The sequence below is a fragment of the Candidatus Bathyarchaeia archaeon genome (assembly GCA_041447175.1).
Taxonomy (GTDB): domain Archaea; phylum Thermoproteota; class Bathyarchaeia; order Bathyarchaeales; family Bathycorpusculaceae; genus JADGNF01.
On the sequence record CP166960.1, the window covers coordinates 1,994,708 to 2,013,326 of the forward strand.

At 49.3% G+C, this 18,619-nt stretch carries 14 protein-coding genes; 3 read left to right on the forward strand and 11 right to left on the reverse strand.

Annotated elements, in window-relative coordinates; translation table 11 throughout:
* Positions 1-5: 5 nt before the first annotated feature.
* The gene (locus ACBZ72_10445; GenBank protein XES76588.1) at positions 6-1,262 is read right to left on the reverse strand and encodes a cell wall biosynthesis glycosyltransferase; all 1,257 of its coding nucleotides are present in this window, start codon (positions 1,260-1,262) and stop codon (positions 6-8) included.
* 223 nt (positions 1,263-1,485) lie between these two features.
* Here ACBZ72_10445 and ACBZ72_10450 point away from each other — a divergent pair, with 223 nt between their 5' ends.
* The gene (locus ACBZ72_10450; GenBank protein ID XES76589.1) at positions 1,486-1,674 is read left to right on the forward strand and encodes a hypothetical protein; all 189 of its coding nucleotides are present in this window, start codon (positions 1,486-1,488) and stop codon (positions 1,672-1,674) included.
* 55 nt (positions 1,675-1,729) lie between these two features.
* Here the strand turns inward: ACBZ72_10450 and ACBZ72_10455 are convergent, their stop codons facing one another.
* Positions 1,730-2,398: a peptidylprolyl isomerase gene (locus ACBZ72_10455; protein XES76590.1), complete on the reverse strand. Its 669-nt coding sequence runs from the start codon at positions 2,396-2,398 to the stop codon at positions 1,730-1,732.
* Positions 2,399-2,588: 190 nt separating this feature from the next.
* Positions 2,589-4,217 carry a dihydroxy-acid dehydratase gene (ilvD, locus tag ACBZ72_10460; protein ID XES76591.1) on the reverse strand — a complete coding sequence of 543 codons (1,629 nt, stop codon included), beginning with the start codon at positions 4,215-4,217 and terminating at the stop codon, positions 2,589-2,591.
* A 202-nt stretch (positions 4,218-4,419) separates the two neighbouring features.
* Between ilvD and ACBZ72_10465 the strand changes: the two genes are divergently transcribed.
* Positions 4,420-5,973 (forward strand): 2-isopropylmalate synthase, encoded by a 1,554-nt coding sequence (locus ACBZ72_10465; GenBank protein XES76592.1) that lies wholly within the window; start codon positions 4,420-4,422, stop codon positions 5,971-5,973.
* A gap of 174 nt (positions 5,974-6,147) precedes the next feature.
* Complete coding sequence (locus tag ACBZ72_10470) at positions 6,148-7,329, forward strand: cation:proton antiporter (GenBank protein ID XES76593.1); 1,182 nt, start codon at positions 6,148-6,150, stop codon at positions 7,327-7,329.
* 19 nt (positions 7,330-7,348) lie between these two features.
* Here ACBZ72_10470 and pheA read toward each other — a convergent pair whose 3' ends face one another.
* The 8 genes from pheA to ACBZ72_10510 form a co-directional block, all read right to left on the reverse strand.
* The gene (pheA, locus tag ACBZ72_10475; protein ID XES76594.1) at positions 7,349-8,170 is read right to left on the reverse strand and encodes a prephenate dehydratase; all 822 of its coding nucleotides are present in this window, start codon (positions 8,168-8,170) and stop codon (positions 7,349-7,351) included.
* Positions 8,167-9,690, reverse strand: coding sequence for a 2-isopropylmalate synthase (locus tag ACBZ72_10480; GenBank protein XES76595.1), 1,524 nt, complete (start codon positions 9,688-9,690; stop codon positions 8,167-8,169). The genes pheA and ACBZ72_10480 overlap by 4 nt, the downstream gene beginning before the upstream one ends.
* Positions 9,691-9,697: 7 nt before the next feature.
* A complete protein-coding gene (locus ACBZ72_10485; GenBank protein XES76596.1) occupies positions 9,698-10,732 on the reverse strand; it encodes an isocitrate/isopropylmalate dehydrogenase family protein in 1,035 nt (344 codons plus the stop codon).
* Positions 10,729-11,229, reverse strand: coding sequence for a 3-isopropylmalate dehydratase small subunit (locus ACBZ72_10490; GenBank protein XES76597.1), 501 nt, complete (start codon positions 11,227-11,229; stop codon positions 10,729-10,731). The genes ACBZ72_10485 and ACBZ72_10490 overlap by 4 nt, the downstream gene beginning before the upstream one ends.
* A gap of 5 nt (positions 11,230-11,234) precedes the next feature.
* Entirely contained in the window at positions 11,235-12,500 is a 1,266-nt protein-coding gene (locus ACBZ72_10495) for a 3-isopropylmalate dehydratase large subunit (protein XES76598.1), read from the reverse strand.
* Between the two features lie 200 nt (positions 12,501-12,700).
* Positions 12,701-13,213 (reverse strand): acetolactate synthase small subunit, encoded by a 513-nt coding sequence (gene ilvN / locus ACBZ72_10500; protein XES76599.1) that lies wholly within the window; start codon positions 13,211-13,213, stop codon positions 12,701-12,703.
* Positions 13,213-14,919: a biosynthetic-type acetolactate synthase large subunit gene (ilvB, locus tag ACBZ72_10505; GenBank protein XES76600.1), complete on the reverse strand. Its 1,707-nt coding sequence runs from the start codon at positions 14,917-14,919 to the stop codon at positions 13,213-13,215. Before ilvB ends, ilvN begins: the two co-directional genes overlap by 1 nt.
* Before the next feature lie 762 nt (positions 14,920-15,681).
* Complete coding sequence (locus ACBZ72_10510; GenBank protein ID XES76601.1) at positions 15,682-18,537, reverse strand: hypothetical protein; 2,856 nt, start codon at positions 18,535-18,537, stop codon at positions 15,682-15,684.
* Positions 18,538-18,619 lie beyond the last annotated feature (82 nt).

Here is an 18,619-nt window from a genome sequence, read left to right on the forward strand (position 1 = left end):
CGTTACTAGTAGCGTTCAAGCAGGTAAGGTTTTAACCGTACAAAGGCGCAGGCTTGCTCTATGATTTGTTTCTCGGTCTCAGCAGGGCTAACAAGCAAAGTTTCTTTAATGAAAGCGGCGAGCCTGCCTGTCCAAAGCACCTGCAAAGCGTCAATGATGGACTCGCGGGCGGCGGGTTCTGCCCTGTGAAAAGCTGCAATGAAGGCATAAACTGTTTTTGCCCAAGCATCCATCGAAACACTAACCTTGCTGTTTTCTAAATTCTGGAGTCGGTCAAACTCTTCTAGAAGGTCCTGACTGAGTAGGGCGTTGTAGAGGTTACGGTGGCTGCCGTATTTTTCGTTGAAAGTGTTTATCATGTTTTGCAGGTCGATGGGTATGGGCGGTTGGGAGTTGATGTGTTTTTCTTCGCCCACCATTTCTAGTTCAGTAACTTCTTGGATTGGTCTCCATTTGGATTCGTACTTTTCAATGCATGTGAACATGGTGCCGATGACCTGCCGGAACATGGGTGCCAGCTGCTTGGTGGGGTCTTTTGGGTCGTGGTCTTTGATGCCCAAAAACGCTTGCTTCACCTCGAAACCTTCGGCCAAGGCGGTGTGCGTTTCAAAGATGTCGATGCCGAATTCGTGCACATCACGCATTTGCCAAAGCGGAGAACCTAAAAGTGCCTCAACCAGCGCCGCGGAAAGCCCAAAGTCGCCGCCTATCGGTTGCCGCACGTTCTTTCCGTAAAGGCTTGCGGTGACAGGGTAGCATAAGAAGTTGGTTATGGTTCCATCGTATTTACGGCGGTTGTAGTAGGGAACCACCAGACCTGCCCCTTCAAAGACTGGGGTAAGCAGCAGATCCATCCATTTTGGGGTTATCGTGCGCAGGTCAGAGTCAACCAACGCTACCGCTTTCACTTCGAGAAAACGGGCGGCTTCAAAAACGGCTTTAAGAGCGGAGCCTTTGCCTGAAATGCCCAAGTAGACAGCAGGAATCAGGTCCAGGTTGCCTTGTGAGCCGTGTGTGCGTGGAAGCTGAACCGTCTTGATTGAGGTTAGAGTTCCGTCTACAGAGTTGCCGTCTGAAACAAAAATTACTGAACGTGAATGAGGAAAATAGGTTTCTAAGCCTTTAACCACCTGAGATATAACGTAGCTTGCGGTTAAGACGTTGTTGTAGCTGGGTATGCCCACTAAAATGTCGGCCTGTTTGATTTTTTGCAGGTGTGTGTAGGCTTCTTGGGATAGCGCGCAGTCAAGGTTTTGAGACATGAAGTCCACCATGTGTTTGAAGCGTTTTGAAAGTTTTTGCCAGACTGGCACCCATCCAGAAAACCAGTCGGCGAAGTTCCTTTGCATTAGGAACTAAAGCTACATAAAAATATCGTTAAACGAAAACGGTTTAAACAAAGCGCGGGAGTGTTTTTGCTAAAAAAGCATAGCGAAAAGGTGAAAAGCAAAGACGTCGCTAAATACAAACAAAGGTGTAACAAACATGACTGAAGAAGTAAACCAAGCAAGCATCCAGCTGAAGGGCGATAAACAAAACTTTATCCTTGACCCAAAAGAATTCAAAACAGGCAGCAAAGGCTACTACTCACAAGGCAAAATGGTGGCTGGAGGCAAAAAATACCAAGTCCAAATTCAATGCGTAGAAATCGGCTCCAAACCAAAAGAGAAGTAGAGCGCACCCACCGCTTTCTTTTCTAAAATTTTTACAAAAAAGAAAAAAAGTTTTCTTAAGGCAGAACTTGTGCCCTAATTAACGTGACTTCGTCAATGGGCTGCGAATATTCCCCGTAAACATTTGATGTCACGGGCACCTTAGAGATGTTTGTAACAACATCCATGCCGCTGATTACTTTGCCAAAGACGGTGTAGACTGCGTCGAATTTGGTTCCTGCTTGGTCGATAACATTGTTTCCGTTGTCATCTACATTTATGAAGAACTGGCTGGTCGCCGAGTTAGGCTCGTCGGTTTTTGCCATAGCTATGGTGCCTTCCACGTTTCGGTTGTCGTTACCAATCTCATCAGAGATTTTTGCAACATCTGCAGATTGGTTCATTCCACCCTGAATCATGAAACCATCAATGATTCGGTGAAAGACAGTGTCGTCGTATAATCCTTGATTCACCAAGTTCACGAAGTTTTGGGTAGTTATCGGCTTGTCATCACGCATCTGAATTATGATGTTGCCCATTGAGGTTTCCAGAAGAACTTGGGTTCCGTCTGCACTGTATTCACCTTCGGGAGAAGTCAGCGGAGGCGCAGCAGTGGGCATCGGAGTTGGAGACCCACTTGGAGATGGTGAGGGGCTGCTGGAAGGGTTAGCAAATAAGGCATTTTGACTCAGAGCCAAAACGACTCCCACGACCACTATAGCAGCTATGATAACACCCACTATCATAAGGTTTCTTTTGTTTTTGGCTTTTGTCTGCGGGTTGTTTTTGCCCCATTCGGGCTTTGCCTGATTTTTCCGGTATCTACGTGAACGTGGCATGCTCATTTTTACGGAGGGCTTTTTATATAAACATTTTAGATTTTCTATCTAAAGACAAGAAGAGAGAAAAAAGGCAGAAAGAAGAAGCCCATGCAGGTTATTCGGAGGGTGTGGGTTGGTATCGGGACAGGTAGCCTTTGGTTATTTTTTTAGGCAGAGGCTTCCATTCTGCCAGTCTATGTTGGAGTTCCTGCTCGGAAAGGTCCACACTTAAGATGCGGTTGGGGATGTCAATGGTTATGACGTCGCCGTTTTGGACAACTGCTATGGGTCCGCCTTCCGCCGCTTCTGGCGCCACATGCCCAATGCAGCCTCCTCGAGTCGCACCTGAAAAGCGCCCGTCAGTTATGAGCGCCACGGAGTCGCTTAACCCCATACCAGAAATTGTTGCGGTAGGCAACAGCATTTCGGGCATGCCAGGTCCCCCACGTGGTCCCTCATAGCGGATAACAACCACGTCGCCTGCTTTGACTTCGAGGCGTTTCATTGCGGCTTCGGCTTCTTTCTCGGAGTCGTAGACTTTGGCTGGACCAACATGTTTGAGCATTTTGGGTGACACGGCAACGGCTTTGACCACGGAACCTTTCGGCGCGAGATTGCCTTTCAGGATGGCTATGCCGCCTTCTTTGTGCACGGGGTTATTTAGGGGTCGGATGACTTCGTTGTCGATGACTTGAGCGGTTTGGATGTTTTCGCCCACCGTCTTAGTGGTCACGGTTAAGCTATTTAGGTTAAGGAATGATGCGAGCTCTTTCATGATGGCAGGTACGCCGCCTGCGTTACCCAGCTCTTCCATATCGTGGGGTCCGCTGGGGACCATGCTGGACAGGTGAGGGACTTTGCGGCTGATGTCGTCAAAGGTCATAATTGGCAGCGACACGCCCGCTTCTTTGGCGATGGCAGCCAAATGTAACACGGTGTTTGTTGAGCCGCCCAATGCGGTGTCGACAACAACGGCGTTTTCAAAAGCCGCTTTTGTGAGGATGCTGCTGGGCTTGAGGTCTTTGCGGACAAGCTCCAAAATCTTTTCTCCGGATGCCTTGGCTATGCGTTCTTTTTCGGCGCTTGTGGCTAACGCGGTTGCGCAGTAAGGAAGCGACATGCCTAACGCTTCAGTCATGCATGCCATGGTGTTGGCTGTGAACATGCCGTTGCAGCTTCCACAGCCGGGGCAGGCGGCGCGTTCCAGTTTTGATAGTTCTTCGTTGGTGATTTTGCCTGCGAAGGCTTTGCCGACCGCTTCAAAGACGCTGTCCACGCCGACCTTTCTGCCTTGGTGAAAGCCTGATTCCATGGGTCCGCCTGTGACTGAAATTGTGGGCACATCAAGCCGCGCGGCTGCCATGAGCATACCAGGGGTGATTTTGTCGCAGTTTGAAAGCGTAACTAACCCGTCCAATCGGTGGGCTTGCACCATGACCTCCACTGAGTCAGCGATTAGCTCGCGGCTGGGCAGGCTGTAGCGCATGCCTTCATGTCCCATGGCGATGCCGTCACAGACGGCAATGGTGTTAAATTGGAAGGGAACTCCGCCGGCAGCAAGTATGCCTTCTTTGACGGCTTCACCCAGCCGTTGAAGGTGAATGTGACCGGGAACGATGCTTGTGTAGCTGTTGGCTATACCGATGAAGGGTTTGCCAAAGTCTTCGTCGGTTAATCCGTCGGCTTTGAGCAGGGCACGTGCGGCTGCTCTTTCCACGCCAAGTTTTACTTCGTCGCTTCGCATTTCCAAACCTCTCATAATGAAGCTTTGTTGCAGTGTATTATGCAAGCGGCGGTTAAGTCTTTTGCGACAGCTCTTGACTGCTAAGTGAGAAGCAGAAAATTTTAATCCCACCAAAAAGACAGCATTGCCAAAGCAGCAAGAACAAAAGAATAAACGCTCCAAAAATTTTATATCTTCGCTTGCCGTTTTGAAAAAGACTAACGTGAGAGATGTAAAATGGGGTATTGCTTTATCCAACCCTAACTGTTTCCCGAAAAAAATAAGAATTTTAGACACCACACTCCGCGATGGTGAACAAACACCCGGAGTCAGCTTGACTCCTGAAAACAAACTCCGCATTGCTAAACGCCTAGACGAACTCGGAGTGGACATAATCGAGGCTGGTTTTGCAGCGGTTTCCCAAGGCGAACTGGAAGCAGTCAAGCTCATCGCCCAAGCAGGTTTGAAAGCGGAAATCTGCAGCTGCTCCCGAGGAACCATAAACGACATCGACGCAGTCGCAAAAGCCGAAGCCGACAGCATCCACTTGGTGATTCCCACAAGCGACATCCATATAGACTGGAAACTCAAAAAAACCCGCGACCAAGTTCTGCAGATCACCGAAAAATGTGTCAAACACGCCAAAGACTGCGGCTTAGTGGTGGAGCTTTCGGCAGAGGATTCAACCCGAAGCGACCGCGACTACCTCAAAAAGGTTTTCAGCACTGGAATCTCCGCCGGTGCCGACCGCGTTGTTGCATGCGACACCGTTGGAGTGTTGACGCCTGAAAAAGCCTATGAGTTCTACCATGACCTCGTCGAAAGCTTAACCGTCCCCGTAAGTGTCCATTGCCACAACGACTTTGGCATGGCAGTAGCCAACTCAGTTTCGGCTTTACGGGCAGGCTGCAGCGAAGTTCACTGCACCATCAACGGGTTAGGCGAACGCGCAGGAAACGCCTCCTTAGAGGAGATTGTAGTTGCACTCAAATCCCTCTACGAGATAGACGCAGGAGTCAAAACTGAACTGCTCTACAGCACCTCACAGCTGGTTTCACGGCTCACAGGCATCATGGTACAACCTAACAAGGCAATTGTCGGCGAAAACGCCTTCACCCACGAATCAGGCATCCACACCCAAGGCTTGCTGGAGAACCCGTCCACCTACGAATCCATTGACCCAAGCATGGTCGGCGTAGCAAGACGCATCTCGCCAGGCAAACACAGCGGCACCCACGCCATAAAAGCCTCCGTGGAATCCATGGGCATACACCCCAATGAAGAGCAACTCAAAGAGATTTGGCTCCGAGTAAAAACCGTAGGCGACAAAGGCAAAACCGTTTCCGACGCAGACTTGCTGGCAATCGCCGAGGCAGTCACTGGTTTAGCAAAACTCAAGGTGATTCAGCTACAGGAAGTCACTGTTGTCAGCGGAAACAAAGTCACGCCCACCGCGTCAGTAAGGCTAAAGCTAAACCAGAACGAACTCACTGAAGCAGCCACAGGGGTGGGCCCCGTTGACGCCGTCATAAACGCAGTCAAGAAAGCGGTGTCGGCAACAGAACCCATAACGTTGGAGCAGTACCATGTGAAGTCGATTACTGGTGGAACAGACGCCATGGTTGAAGTCGTGGTTCGCATGCGCAAAGGCAACAAAACAGCCACAGCCACTGGAGTGCGCGAAGACATCGTCATGGCAAGCATGGACGCGGTACTTGCAGGCATGAACGTACTGACAGCGTTAAACGGCAACGGTACAAAAGCCGTGAACCAATAAACAAAATAGACGGCAAATAAGTCGCCGCTCTTTTCTTCTTTTATACAAAATTTTTTCCAAAAGGCGATAAACTTGGCGCTATCAGCAATCCAATAAACACCTACCCCATCAGAACTACAATTTTTTCTGTAAAAAGTCTTAAAAACCCAAGCCACGTAGAAGATTCGATGCGACGTGGTTGACATCTCCACTGCACTTATGATATGTGCTACCGTAATCATAGTAGGGTTCGTAGCGAACTACCTTTTCAACAAAACCCGAATACCGGACATGCTTATCCTAATCTTCATAGGTGCACTCGCAGGACCAATCTTGGGAGCAATAGAACCCGCTGCTGTTCAGAGCTTTGCCCCCTACATCGCCGCTTTAGCGCTGGTTTACATACTGTTTGATGGCGGCATGGGTTTAACCATACAAAAAGTGGTAAAACACAGTCCAAGAGCGGTAATTCTCGCAGTTGTCGGATTCATCCTAAGCGTTCTGGTCACCGCGGTCATAACCATCGTCGCCTTCGGCGTACCCATCCTTTACGGGTTACTGTTTGGAAGCATCTACGGCGGAAGCAGCTCCATCGTGGTAATCTCTGTAGCCTCAAAAATCAAAATTAGCGAAAAAGCCGCCACCACCCTAATCTTGGAATCCGCAATAACAGACATCCTCTGCATCGTCGTAAGCTTAGTCATAATCGGCGTAATAACCACAGGACAAACAAACTACTCCTCAATTGCAGTGGGTATCGGAGGCAAATTCTTAATCGGCGCAGCCATCGGCGTGTTTGTCGGCCTCATCTGGCTACTGATCATGAGACGAGTTAACACACTTCCCTTCTCATACATACTCACCCTAGCAATAGTCATGTTTGCATATGCCTTCTCAGAGAGCCTTGGCGGAAGCGGAGCACTTAGCGCACTGCTATTTGGATTAGTCTTGGGCAATGAACAGCAAATCTTGAGCTTTTTCAAGCTTTCCGACAATGGAGAAGTCGCCATAACAGATGGCTTAAGACGATTCGAATCGGAAATCGCCTTCCTCATACGCACCTTCTTCTTTGTGTTCCTAGGGATAATTGCCACCTTCTCAAGCCTCAGTCTTCTGGCGGTGGGAGTGATTTTGTCTGTTGCACTACTAGGGGCTAGATACGGCGCAGTATGGCTAACCACCATAAAAAGCGAAATGAGAACCGAAAGCAAACTGATGTCAACAATTCTCACCCGAGGCTTAGCCGCAGCCGTATTAGCCACATTACCCGCACAATACGGGCTACCCTACGCTGACCTATTCGTGAACACAGCCGTTGTGGTCATCGTGACAACTGCAATCATAGCCAGCATCGGCATATTCACCAACAAAAAATAGCACAAAAGTCTTGCCAAAACTATGGCAGGCGATTAGCTTTAGGGTACGACCCTAAAATCTTTACAAAAGCCGCAAACTTCTCCAGCCCCTTAAGCGCCTCCACACAACGGGCTTCACTTCGGTGACCTTCAAAATCTAAATAAAAATTGTACTCCCAAGGCTTCTGCTTTGTGGGTCGGGACTCAATTTTAGTCAAGTTTATGCCGCGTCTTGCAAATTCCCCCAAAGCATGGTAAAGGGAACCAGGCGAATGAGCCGCTGAGAAAATTATGGAGGTTTTGTCTTTGCCTGAAAACTGGGCGTCCTCTTGAGATAAAACAAAGAACCGCGTATAGTTTTCATGGTTATCCGCGATGTCGTTGGCAAGAATCTGCATGCCATAAAGTTTAGCTGCCCGTTCGCTGGCGATAGCCGCAGCGTTACGGAAACTGTTTTCTTTTAGCATCTTTACGCTACCCGCCGTGTCATATGTTGGGATAAGTTCAAACTTGGACCGTTCCAGAAACGTTCGACACTGAGCCAGCGCCTGCGGATGCGAATAAACCGCTTTTATGTCCGCCAGTGAGGTCCCGGGATTCACGATGAGGCAGTGTTCAATTTTGACGATGACTTCCCCGCAGACCTTCAAGTCGTACTGCAAAAAAAGGTCATAGTTCTGGTTTACGCTGCCTTCTAAGCTGTTCTCTACAGGAACCACCCCAAAGGAGGTTTCTTGTTTTTGTACGCTTTCAAAGACGTCACGGAATTCGCGGCAGGGTTTCACCTGTGCGTTGGAACCAAAAAACTGGTACACTGCACTTTCGCTGTATGCGCCTTGTTCGCCTTGGAAGGCAACTTTCACTTGGGGTGTCCCTGCTTACGATTTTTTATAAGGCACTTGTTTATGCCGTTAATCATAGCTTCTACGCTTGCCATGACGATGTCTTCGCGGGCTGCACGCGCTGATACGATGTTGCCTTTCTCGTCCTCCACTTTTATGACTACCTCGGCAACAGCGTTAGAGCCGCCAGTTATGGCTTCTAAACGATACTCCTTCAGCCGAATCTTCTCCAAGTTATTGGTCAAACTCTGAATAGATTTCAGCACAGCATCCACGGGACCCACGCCTGTTTCAGCAGCGACGTACTCTTTCCCATCCAAAGTCAAGCGGACGGACGCGGTCGGCAAAACCTTCACGCCAGTCATCACTGCCAAATCGCAGAGGTCCACAATTTTTTCTTCACCGATAACTTCGCCGATAACCGAACTTGTCAATGCGAGGAGGTCGGCGTCGGTGACCATTTTGCCCTTGTCGCCAAGCTCCTTAACTCGCTGTACGATATCTTTAAGCTGCGCTTCTGTCGGGTGGATACCGATTTCTTCCAGTTCCGCTTTGATGCCTCTTGTTCCAGCCAGTTTTCCAGCAACCAGCTTGCGGGTGCGACCAACCATTTCAGGGTCGATGGGCTCAAAGGTTAATGGTTTTTCAGTGACGCCACGCGTGTGGATACCTGACTCGTGCGCAAAGGCGTTTTCGCCGACAATCGCTTTGTTAGCTTGCACGGTAAGCCCTGATAGCGCTGAAACTAAACGGGAGGTGCTATAGAGCAGTTTAGGGTTAACGTTAGTTTTGCAGTTGTAGAGCATATGCAAAGCCATCACAACCTCCTCTAAAGAGGCGTTGCCCGCACGTTCACCTAACCCGTTAACAGTACAATGAACCTGAGCGGCGCCTGCCTCAACAGCAGCCAACGAGTTCGCAACCGCCATCCCAAAATCATCGTGACAGTGCACACTAATTGGCACCGTAACAACGCTTTGGACTTCTTGGATAAGTTGGCTCATGGTTTTAGGAATCATTATACCCACAGTATCAGGCACATTCAAACGGTCCATGCCTGCATCCTGCACTGCGACGCAGACTTGCTTTAGGAAGGGCAGTTCAGAGCGAGTTGCATCCATCGGAGAGAACTCGCAGGTTAAACCGTGCTTCTTCACGTATGCCACTGAGTCCGCGGCGGCAGAGAGAACCTGCTCAGGCGACATGTTAACTGCGTACTGCATCTGCACGGGCGAAGTTGGAATGAACACGTGAACCGCGTCTACATCGCAGTCTATGGCTGCGTCGATGTCGGTTTTGTTAGCGCGGCATAAACCAACAATTTCGGAGCCAACCTTTGATTTTACGATTTCTTTGACGACTTTTTTTTCGCCTTCTGAAGAGCTGGGAAACCCTGCTTCGATGGCATCCACTCCCAAAAGCCCCAATTGCCGCGCTATCTCTATCTTATCGTCTAAAGTTAAAGAAACGCCGGGCGACTGCTCGCCGTCTCTTAAGGTTGTATCAAAAATGCGGATGGGGGTTGGGAGTTTTGTTTCCATGTTTCATTCAACCGGTGGTGTGAACAATGGCTTCTGCTATGGCTTCTGCCATGCCCAACGTGGTTTTGTCTCCGCCTAAGTCTGGAACAGTGTTCCTTGCCTCCAGCGTTTGAACCACAGCATCTTCTATGGCAGCCGCCGCTTTTATGCATGTGTCATCCTCGTACCGTTCACCCAGCCAGTCCAGCATCATCTTCGCAGACAAAATCATGGACAACGGGTTAGCGGTTTGTTTACCAGCCCGATTAGGTGCAGAACCATGAATAGGCTCAAACAACGCGAAATTGTCACCGATGTTTGCGCCGGGAGCCATGCCTAAGCCGCCGACAAGTTGGGCTGCTTCATCACTGAGGATGTCACCAAACATGTTGCAAGTGCAGAGAACGTCAAATTCCTCGGGCTGCTTGATTAGCCGCATTGAAGCTGCATCCACGTAAAGCTCGTTAAATGCAATGTCAGGGTACTGTTTGGAGACTTCCCTGCATACGCTGGCAAATAAGCCGTCGGTGACGCGCATAACGTTGGCTTTGTGGATGGCGGTTACTTTCTTTTTACCGTTCCGCAGCCTAGCCATTTCAAAAGCGCGCTTGGCGATGCGTTCGCAAGCCTGTTTAGTTATGACGCGCAGGCAGAGGGTGGTGTCGCCGATGGCGTATTCTAAGCCTTTGTAGACATCTTCAGTATTCTCTCTTACAAAGAACATGTCGATGTCTGGTCTTGCGGCAACCGCGGCGGGGTAAGTCTTTATGGGACGCAGGTTCGCATACAAATCAAACATTAAACGCAGCTTCACAATTACGTCAGCTGCGGTTTCACCTACGGGTCCTTTGAGGCAAGCGTGGCTGTCTTTGATTTTTTGAACACTGTCTTCAGGCAGGGGAACGCCGCGTTGCTCGTTGCAGGTGTCTCCCGCATCCGCGTAGACGATGTCAAATTCTATGCCAAATCGTTCTTGAACAGCTTCCAGAATTTCCAAAGTTGCTTCGGTTAGTTCTGGTCCTATACCGTCGCCTTGAATTACGGAAATTGTGTATTTGCTCATTGTTTGTTCATCCTCTTTCGTAAATTTTCAATTAATCCGCCGTCAGAGAGAATCTCCATTATGAATGGGGGCAACTTGGTTCCTTGCAGCGTCCGTTTTTGAGTCAGGTTTTCGATTTTACCCGCTTCCAAATCAACCGCCAACTCATCACCATCGTTCACGGCTGCAGAGATACCTGCGCACTCAATTACAGGTAAGCCGATGTTGATGCTGTTACGGTAGAATATGCGTGCAAACGACTCCGCCAACACGCACTGTACACCCGAATTTTTCAGCGCGATAGGGGCTTGTTCACGACTGGAGCCGCAACCAAAGTTCTTTCCGCCCACAACGATTACGCCTGCAGCGGCTTTATTTGGGAACTCTGTGTCTAAGCCTTCTAAGGCGTGTTTTCCCAGCTCTTTGGGGTCAATCAGCGACAGCCATTTGCCGGGTAGGATAACGTCTGTGTCGATGTTGTTTCCGAATTTTATGACTTTTGCCTTAACTGCATTCATCGGGGTTATGCCTCCAGTTTCCTTGGGTCAGTTAACTTGCCCGTTAACGCGGAAGCCGCAACCACCGCTGGTGAAGCTAAGTAGACATCAGCTTGGGGACTGCCCATCCTGCCGATGAAGTTCCGGTTTGAGGTACTCACACATGCCTCACCAGAAGCCAACAATCCAATATGTCCACCTAAGCATGGACCACAGGTTGCGCCGCACACCATAGCACCTGCCTCAGTGAAGGTCTCCACCAAACCCTCCTTTAAGGCTTGAGCGTAAACTTCCTGAGATGCAGGAATGACCAAGGCGCGGACGCCAGTTTTGATTTTTTTGCCTTTCACAATTTTGGCGGCTACACGCAGGTCTTCTATTCTTCCGTTGGTGCAGGAGCCAATGAAGGCTTGGTTAACCTCGATGTCGCCAACTTGGCTTATTGGTTTGACGTTGTCCACTGAACTGGGGCAGGCAACTTGAGGCCCCAGACCTGAAACATCTATGTTGATGGTTTTCTCGTATTTTGCGTCAGCATCACTCTTCCACTGTTCAATGTCGACTTTGCCAGAGGGCACACGGGTTTCTAAGAATTTGCGGGTGGTTTCGTCGGGTTCCACAATGCCGTTTTTGGCGCCCATCTCAACTGCCATGTTGCAGATGGTCATTCTTCCTGCGATACTCATTTCTCGCATTGTTTGCCCCGTGAACTCAACGGTTTTGTATATAGCGCCGTCAACGCCGATTTTTCCAATCATATGTAAAACCAGGTCTTTTGGAGTTACATATTTAGAGAATGCGCCTTCGATGTTGAATTTGATGGCTGGGGGAACTTTCATCCACAGCTTGCCCGTTGCGAAAACAGCGGCAGCTTCAGTTGAACCAATACCAGTGGAAAAAGCGCCAAACGCGCCGTAGGTACATGTGTGCGAATCAGCGCCTACAATCAAGGCTCCAGGGGCTACGTAGCCTTTTTCAGGCATAACTTGGTGGCAGATGCCGCCTTCGCCTACATCGTAGAGGCGGATGGATTGTTCTTTGGCGAATTTGCGCAGCATCTTGTGCAGCTCCGCCATCTTCACGGACTCGGCGGGGATTTGGTGGTCCAGAATTATGACTACTTTTTTGTTGTCCCAGACTTTTGAAACGCCTATTTTTTTGAAGGATTCTATCGCTAAAGGCCCTGTTAAGTCGTGAACCATTATTACGTCAACTTTGGCGTCTACGATTTCGCCTGGCTGCACGACGGTTTTACCTGAGGCTTTAGCCAAGATTTTTTCTGATATGTTCATTTTTGTGCCTCTCTCGGGTTTCGGGTGATTCAATTATTTTTTCTCACTGAGTTCCATTTTTTGTGGTGGGCAAGTTAAGTGTTTCTCTGGACAAGTCACTGTTGGAATGTTAACATTTGCCAGTCCACTTGCCTTAACCGTTCAATTTTGCTTACGCTTAACTGTTGTTAAATGAAAGGGAAAGAAAAGAGGTGCATTGGCTACTCTTCGATGTTGACGGCTTGGGGTCCTCGTGAGAGAGCTGTAATACCTGTTCGCGCTAACTCGATTACGCCAGAGGTTCTCATGAGGTTAAGGAAGGCGTCTATCTTGTCGGGTGTGCCTGTGATTTCCACCATCAGGCTTTCAGGTGAAACATCCACCACACGTCCTCTAAAGACATGTACGCAGCTGATTACGTCGGCGCGTTCCTTTGCACTTGGCACGTGAACTTTGATGAGTGCTAGCTCTCTTGTGACGATGCTTTTGGGGTTAAGCTCGGTGACTTTAACAACATCTACCAGCTTATCGAGTTGTTTGACGACTTGGTCAAGGGTTTTTTCGTCTGCGTTAACCGTTATGGTGATGCGTGCTATTTCTGGCTGTTCTGTAGCGCCTACAGTGATGCTTTCAATGTTGAAGTTGCGTCTGCGAAACAGGTTTGCTACGCTGTGAAGTACACCAGGTTTGTTCTCCACGATTGCTGAAACTACACGGTTGCTTCTTGTTTCCATTAGTAATCCCCCATTTGCTGTGGTAAGCCGCATCCCGGCGGAACAAAGGGCACCACGTCTTCCTCAGAGCCGATGGGCACATCGATTACTGTGGTGACTTTGCTCTTAAGAGCTTTTTTAACGGCTGTTTGGAATTCCGCAATTGAGCCAACACGCATGCCTTGTGCTCCGTAGGCTTCAGCTAACTTGACAAAGTCAGGTGATTTGCCCAAGTTTACCGCCATGTATCTGCCTTTGTAGAGCATTCGTTGCCATTGCGCCACCATACCCAACACGGAGTTGTTGAGGACGATTACGATTACGGGGATGTCTTCAGCTACGGAGCAGGCGAGCTCATTTTCAGTCATCAGGAAGCTGCCGTCACCAGCGATGTCAACAACGGGGCGGTCGGGGCAGGCTACTTTGGCTCCTAACGCGGCGGGGAAACCAAAACCCATGGTTCCTAAGCCACCTGAGCTGATGAAGGTTCGGGGTTTAAGCGCTTTGAAGTATAGTGCGGACCACATCTGGTTTTGACCCACTTCGGTGGTGACTATGGCGTTTTCGGGGAGCATCTTGCGCAGTTCCGTCAGCAGCATTTTGGGAACCAAATCCTGAGGGTTATCCTTGAGTATCGGACTGAGTTTTTCTTTAACTTCATTGACTCGCTTAGCCCAGGTGCTTTCTTCATTCTTTTGCAACTTCTTTTGGGTCGCTGCATAAAGCGTCTGTAGGGAAACTTTGGCATCACCAAGTACAGACACATCTACGTCTATGTTTTTGCCAATTTCGGCTGCGTCAATGTCCATGTGGATTTTTTTGGCGTTCGGAGCAAAGCTGCTCAGGTTAGCGGTAGCGCGGTCAGAGAAACGGGTTCCAATTGCCAATAGCACGTCGGCTTCACCCATGAGCCTGTTTGCGGCGGGGTTTCCGTGCATCCCGATGCTGCCCACCGATAGCGGATGTCCTTCGGGAAATGCGCCTTTGCCCATGAAGGTTGTTGCCACTGGCGCAATTAGCAGGTCAGACATGTGGGTGAGTTCATCGGAAGCATTGGAGAGTATTACTCCACCCCCAGCCAAAATCAAGGGGCGTTCAGCGTTGGCTAGTAGGTCGGCTGCTTGGCTGATTGTGGTTAGGTCAGGTTCTAAGGTTGGGCAGTAGCCTCGTGCGTCAATTCGGGGAGTGTACTCGACTTCGGCAACCTCAGCCTGCACGTTTTTGGGCAAGTCAATCAGTACTGGTCCCGGGCGCCCTGTAGTAGCAATGTAGAATGCATTGTTCACTACAGTGGGAATTTCGGCTACGCTTCGGGGTTGATAGTTATGTTTAGTTATCGGGGTGGTTATGCCGATGATGTCGGCTTCTTGGAAGGCGTCTCTGCCAATCATGTAGGAGGTGTTGACACCAACGGAGGGGACCTGCCCAGTTAAGGCTATGACGGGGCTACTGTCCATGTACGCGTTGGCTATACCAGTGACCAGATTGGTTGCGCCTGGTCCTGAAGTTGCCATGCATACGCCTGGTTTCCCAGAAGCTCTTGCGTATCCTTCGGCTGCGTGAGCTGCGCCTTGTTCATGTCGGGCTAGGATGTGCCGGATGGTTTTGTGTCCGCAGAGAGCGTCGTAAACGGGCAGGATTGCGCCGCCTAGGATTCCAAAGATTGTGTCTACTTTTTGTTTGTCTAGGGCATTGATTAGGGCGTTTGCGCCTGAGGTTTTGGTCATGTGTTTTGGCTCCTTCTGTTACCTAAACTATTTGTGATTTGTGAAAACTCGGAGGTGTTGAATGAAGAATCAGTGCGGAGTTTCTTAGAGGGATGCCTGGACAAAACGGCGAACGAATACTGCACAGAGGTGACAATCCCTCACGTTCTTTCCTCCAAGATATAAGTTCCTTTTTGATACGTTGAAATTAAAATAAAAAGGTTGTGGTTTTCGAATTCGTGTGGAGCAAAATGTAGAAGGCTGCTTTTCGTTGTTAGTTGTTTGCTGCTGTGTTCTTTTTTGGGTTTATGTGTGCAATGATTGAGGGGAGGGAGGTTGTTTGTTTATACGTTTTGATATACGTTTTGTTTAACTGTTGTTTTGTGTTGTTGTGGGCGTCTTGTGTGGCGCTTCTTTTCGGGGTGGTTTTGTTTTGCTGTTGGGTTGTGGGATGCGGGTCTTTTTTCCACTTCCCTGCATGGCGGCATGCTGCGGGTTGCTGGTTGCGGTGTACGTACATGTTGAGTGCGGCTGGAATCCACTTCCGTTTGCCTTTTTGGCTGGTGTCTGTTTTCTCTGTGTTCCGTGTTTTGGCGAATGAACACTTGATTTTTTTGTCGGGTTTGCTGGGGCTCTTGAGACGGAAATCAGGAGAGAAAGAAAATGAAAACTAACAAGCAAAGTTGGAATCATTTTCCAGAGCCCACTCAGCCCCTGTCTATGTTTCCCATACAAATTTTTCTAACTAAACAAAAAAGGAAAAGAGGGGAAGGCTGTTTGCTATTACTTGCGTCTGCGTAATGCAAGTGCTGCTGCAACTGCGACGACAACGATGACTGCAGCTCCGATAGCAACATAGGTGGTTGTTGGCATACCACTGCTGGTTGGTGGTTGTGGAGCTTCGCTTGGTGATGGTGACGCGGGTGTTGGCTGTGCTGGAGTTGGAACCGCTGTTTGAGAGGGCGCAGCACTTGGCGGACCTTGCGTTACTACAGGGCTAACCGTTGATTCCGTAACATAGAAGGAGGTTCCTGCTTTGCTTCCGTAGTAGGCAGCTGAGCCTTCGAATTCAGCCGTGACTTTGTACATGCCTGGAACTGGTGGCGTCCACTGTAGTGCAAAGTCGCCTTTAACATCGCTTGTGGCATAACCTATGTCTTGGGAGTTACCGTTGGGGTCAATCGCTGTTAGGTGTACGGTTACGCCTTCTGCGTCTTTGGGCTCAGATTGCTGCATGTAAAGGTGCTCCATCCATGCTTGCATGTCTTTGTCTGCGATTGCTGGAACACCATCGGTGAAGCCAAAATTGTCTGCGAGTTTTTTGGCGCCTGCAGATTGGTCTGTGACGGTGCCTTTGATAAGCACTGTGCTGCCTTGAGGTACAACGTCGTTCTGTATGTATGCGATTGTTGCGCTTGGACCTTTGCCGTAGCAGTATATTCTGTTGTCAAAAAGGTTTAGGTCAACGAGGTAGCCGTCTGCGATAGATGGATTGTTTCCCCAGTGTGTTATTCTCCACAGTTCAACTCCGTTTGATGCGTTAACGCACCTCATGTATGAAGCGCGCCACAAGGGTTGATTTGGTGAATGCTCATTTGAGTAAATGTAGAGTTTTCCGTCAGCGATGCAGCCGATACCTATCGGAACGTTCTCGTAGGGAGCTTCGAAGCCTGCGTTTCCGCTGGCGTAGTCCCATAAAACTTCTCCTGTCGTTAGGTTGTAGGCTATTATGTGTCCTGTGTAGCCAGCTACGTTTCCAAGTCCTGCGGCCACGCCTCCTCCCAGAAGCATGCCTTGGTAGATGATTTCGTCCATGCCATAGAAGGCTCCGTCAGGTTCAGGTTCAGATGGTCCCCATAAGGGCTGCATTGTGTCAAGACTGTAGCACCATCTTTGTCCAGTCATGGTTTCTTCAAAGGTAAATACGCCATCTTCAGGGTCTACACTAGCCATGCTTACGGCGTGAGTAGTTCCTTTTGAGGAAGGCACCACTGTTTTAGGCGGCGTAAACGTTTTGTTCCACAGTAGCACACCTTCTTGTCCAAGCTCCAAACTTATTGCCCAAAGGTTGCCCTCAGTAATTCCTACATCATTGTTGCTTCCGCCAGTTCCGCCGATAACGTACTGGTCTTCACGAACGGCTAGAATGCTGCCCCCGACGTTGGGGATTGATGCGTTTAATGAGAAGCCCTTGCTTCCGTCGCAAGTGTTGTTAAGGTATGGTCTCCATTCCCAGTAGTAGAAACTGGAGAATGCTGCTGCTGGGTCATAAGTGGGACTGTCAAAGATTGGATTCCACCAGATAGCTCTGCTGGTATTCCAGACCTGCAAATACTTTTCAGGATGGGTTGCGTTTCCAAGATTGACGATATTATAACGCAGTATGCTTCCGTCTTTACCGTAGACAGAAGTACCTGTAGCACCAGTTGTAACCGAAGCCCCATACCTAGTTTCAGTTTGAGTCACGTTAGCTATGCTGCAAATGTAGTTTCCTGTAAAGGCATCGTACATGTTCCATGTTGTATATTGCTGTGACGCCCCAAAGGGACCCATCACTGTTTTAGGTGTTCCGCCGTTTGTGCTCCATAAGTATGGGAAGCCACCGTGCTGGTTGGGCGAGTCATAGTTGTAGACTTGACCAAATGAAATTAGCTCGCCATTGATGCATCCTGAAGGGTTAGCGCCAGGATGACCTGTAGCCAAGTTTATCGAACCAGTAGTGTTGTAGAAGTATTCTGTTTCGCCCGTGTAGAGATCAACACAGTAGTAGCCGTATCTTGGAGGGGTTTGAACGCTGTAGTAGAGTTTCCCGTTAAGGATTGTTGCAGGGTCCCAAAAGAGTTCGTATGACTGCCCCGTGTAGTAGCCTGCGTCGCCAGTCTGTCCGCCCATTACGCCTCCAGCCCAAAACTCTCGTGCCCACATAATGTGAGCGCTTTCAGGTCCTTCTGAATAGGGATTATACTTCCTAGTAGGACCTGCCCCAGGCGCGCCGGCTTCGGTATCGCCAGCGTTCAACCAGTTCCCTGCAATCTCCTGCCAGTTTCTGTTCATTCCGTTGATGGGGCGAGTCCAGAAGCTAGTCGGCAAAGGGGCTTCTTCGTATGCCGGTATCGACTCATCTTGAACGGTGAGTATGTATTCGTCGCTTGTGCAAGCTGCATAGGTATCATTGACAGCGGCATTGTTCATCGGCACGCCTGAAGCGGTTGGAAGACCAGTTACTACGTTATCAGGGAAGTGGAGCACAACTTTGTAGATGCCCACTTGCGTAGGAACGTATCTGGCGTATCCGCCGCCTAGTGCATCCGAAGTGAAAGGACCAAGTGTTTCTTTGGAGCCATCAGGTGCGGTAATTTCCACGGTGAAACCTTGCCATCTGTCCCCGTAAGCGCCTAAAGCGGTTGGCGGGATCGAATCAAGCCAGTAAACAAATAATGTTTCTTGGTTGACGCCAAGGGGGTTGGGTGTAGCGTAGATGTAAGCCCATGTTGGGACGGTCACTGGTGGATCATGTGCTGTGGCAATTGGTAAAGCAAGTGAAATAGTGATAGTTGCGACCAGAATCAGAGCGATTGTTGCAGCTTTTGTTGGATTTCTTCGAGGTTTTGCGTTTGTCTTACGCATATTTATAGACATATCTCTTGGTTCTCCTCAATTTGCGTGGGCTATATTCGAATATTCAAAATTTATAGGTTGGCTAGTGTTTCAGACACTAGCA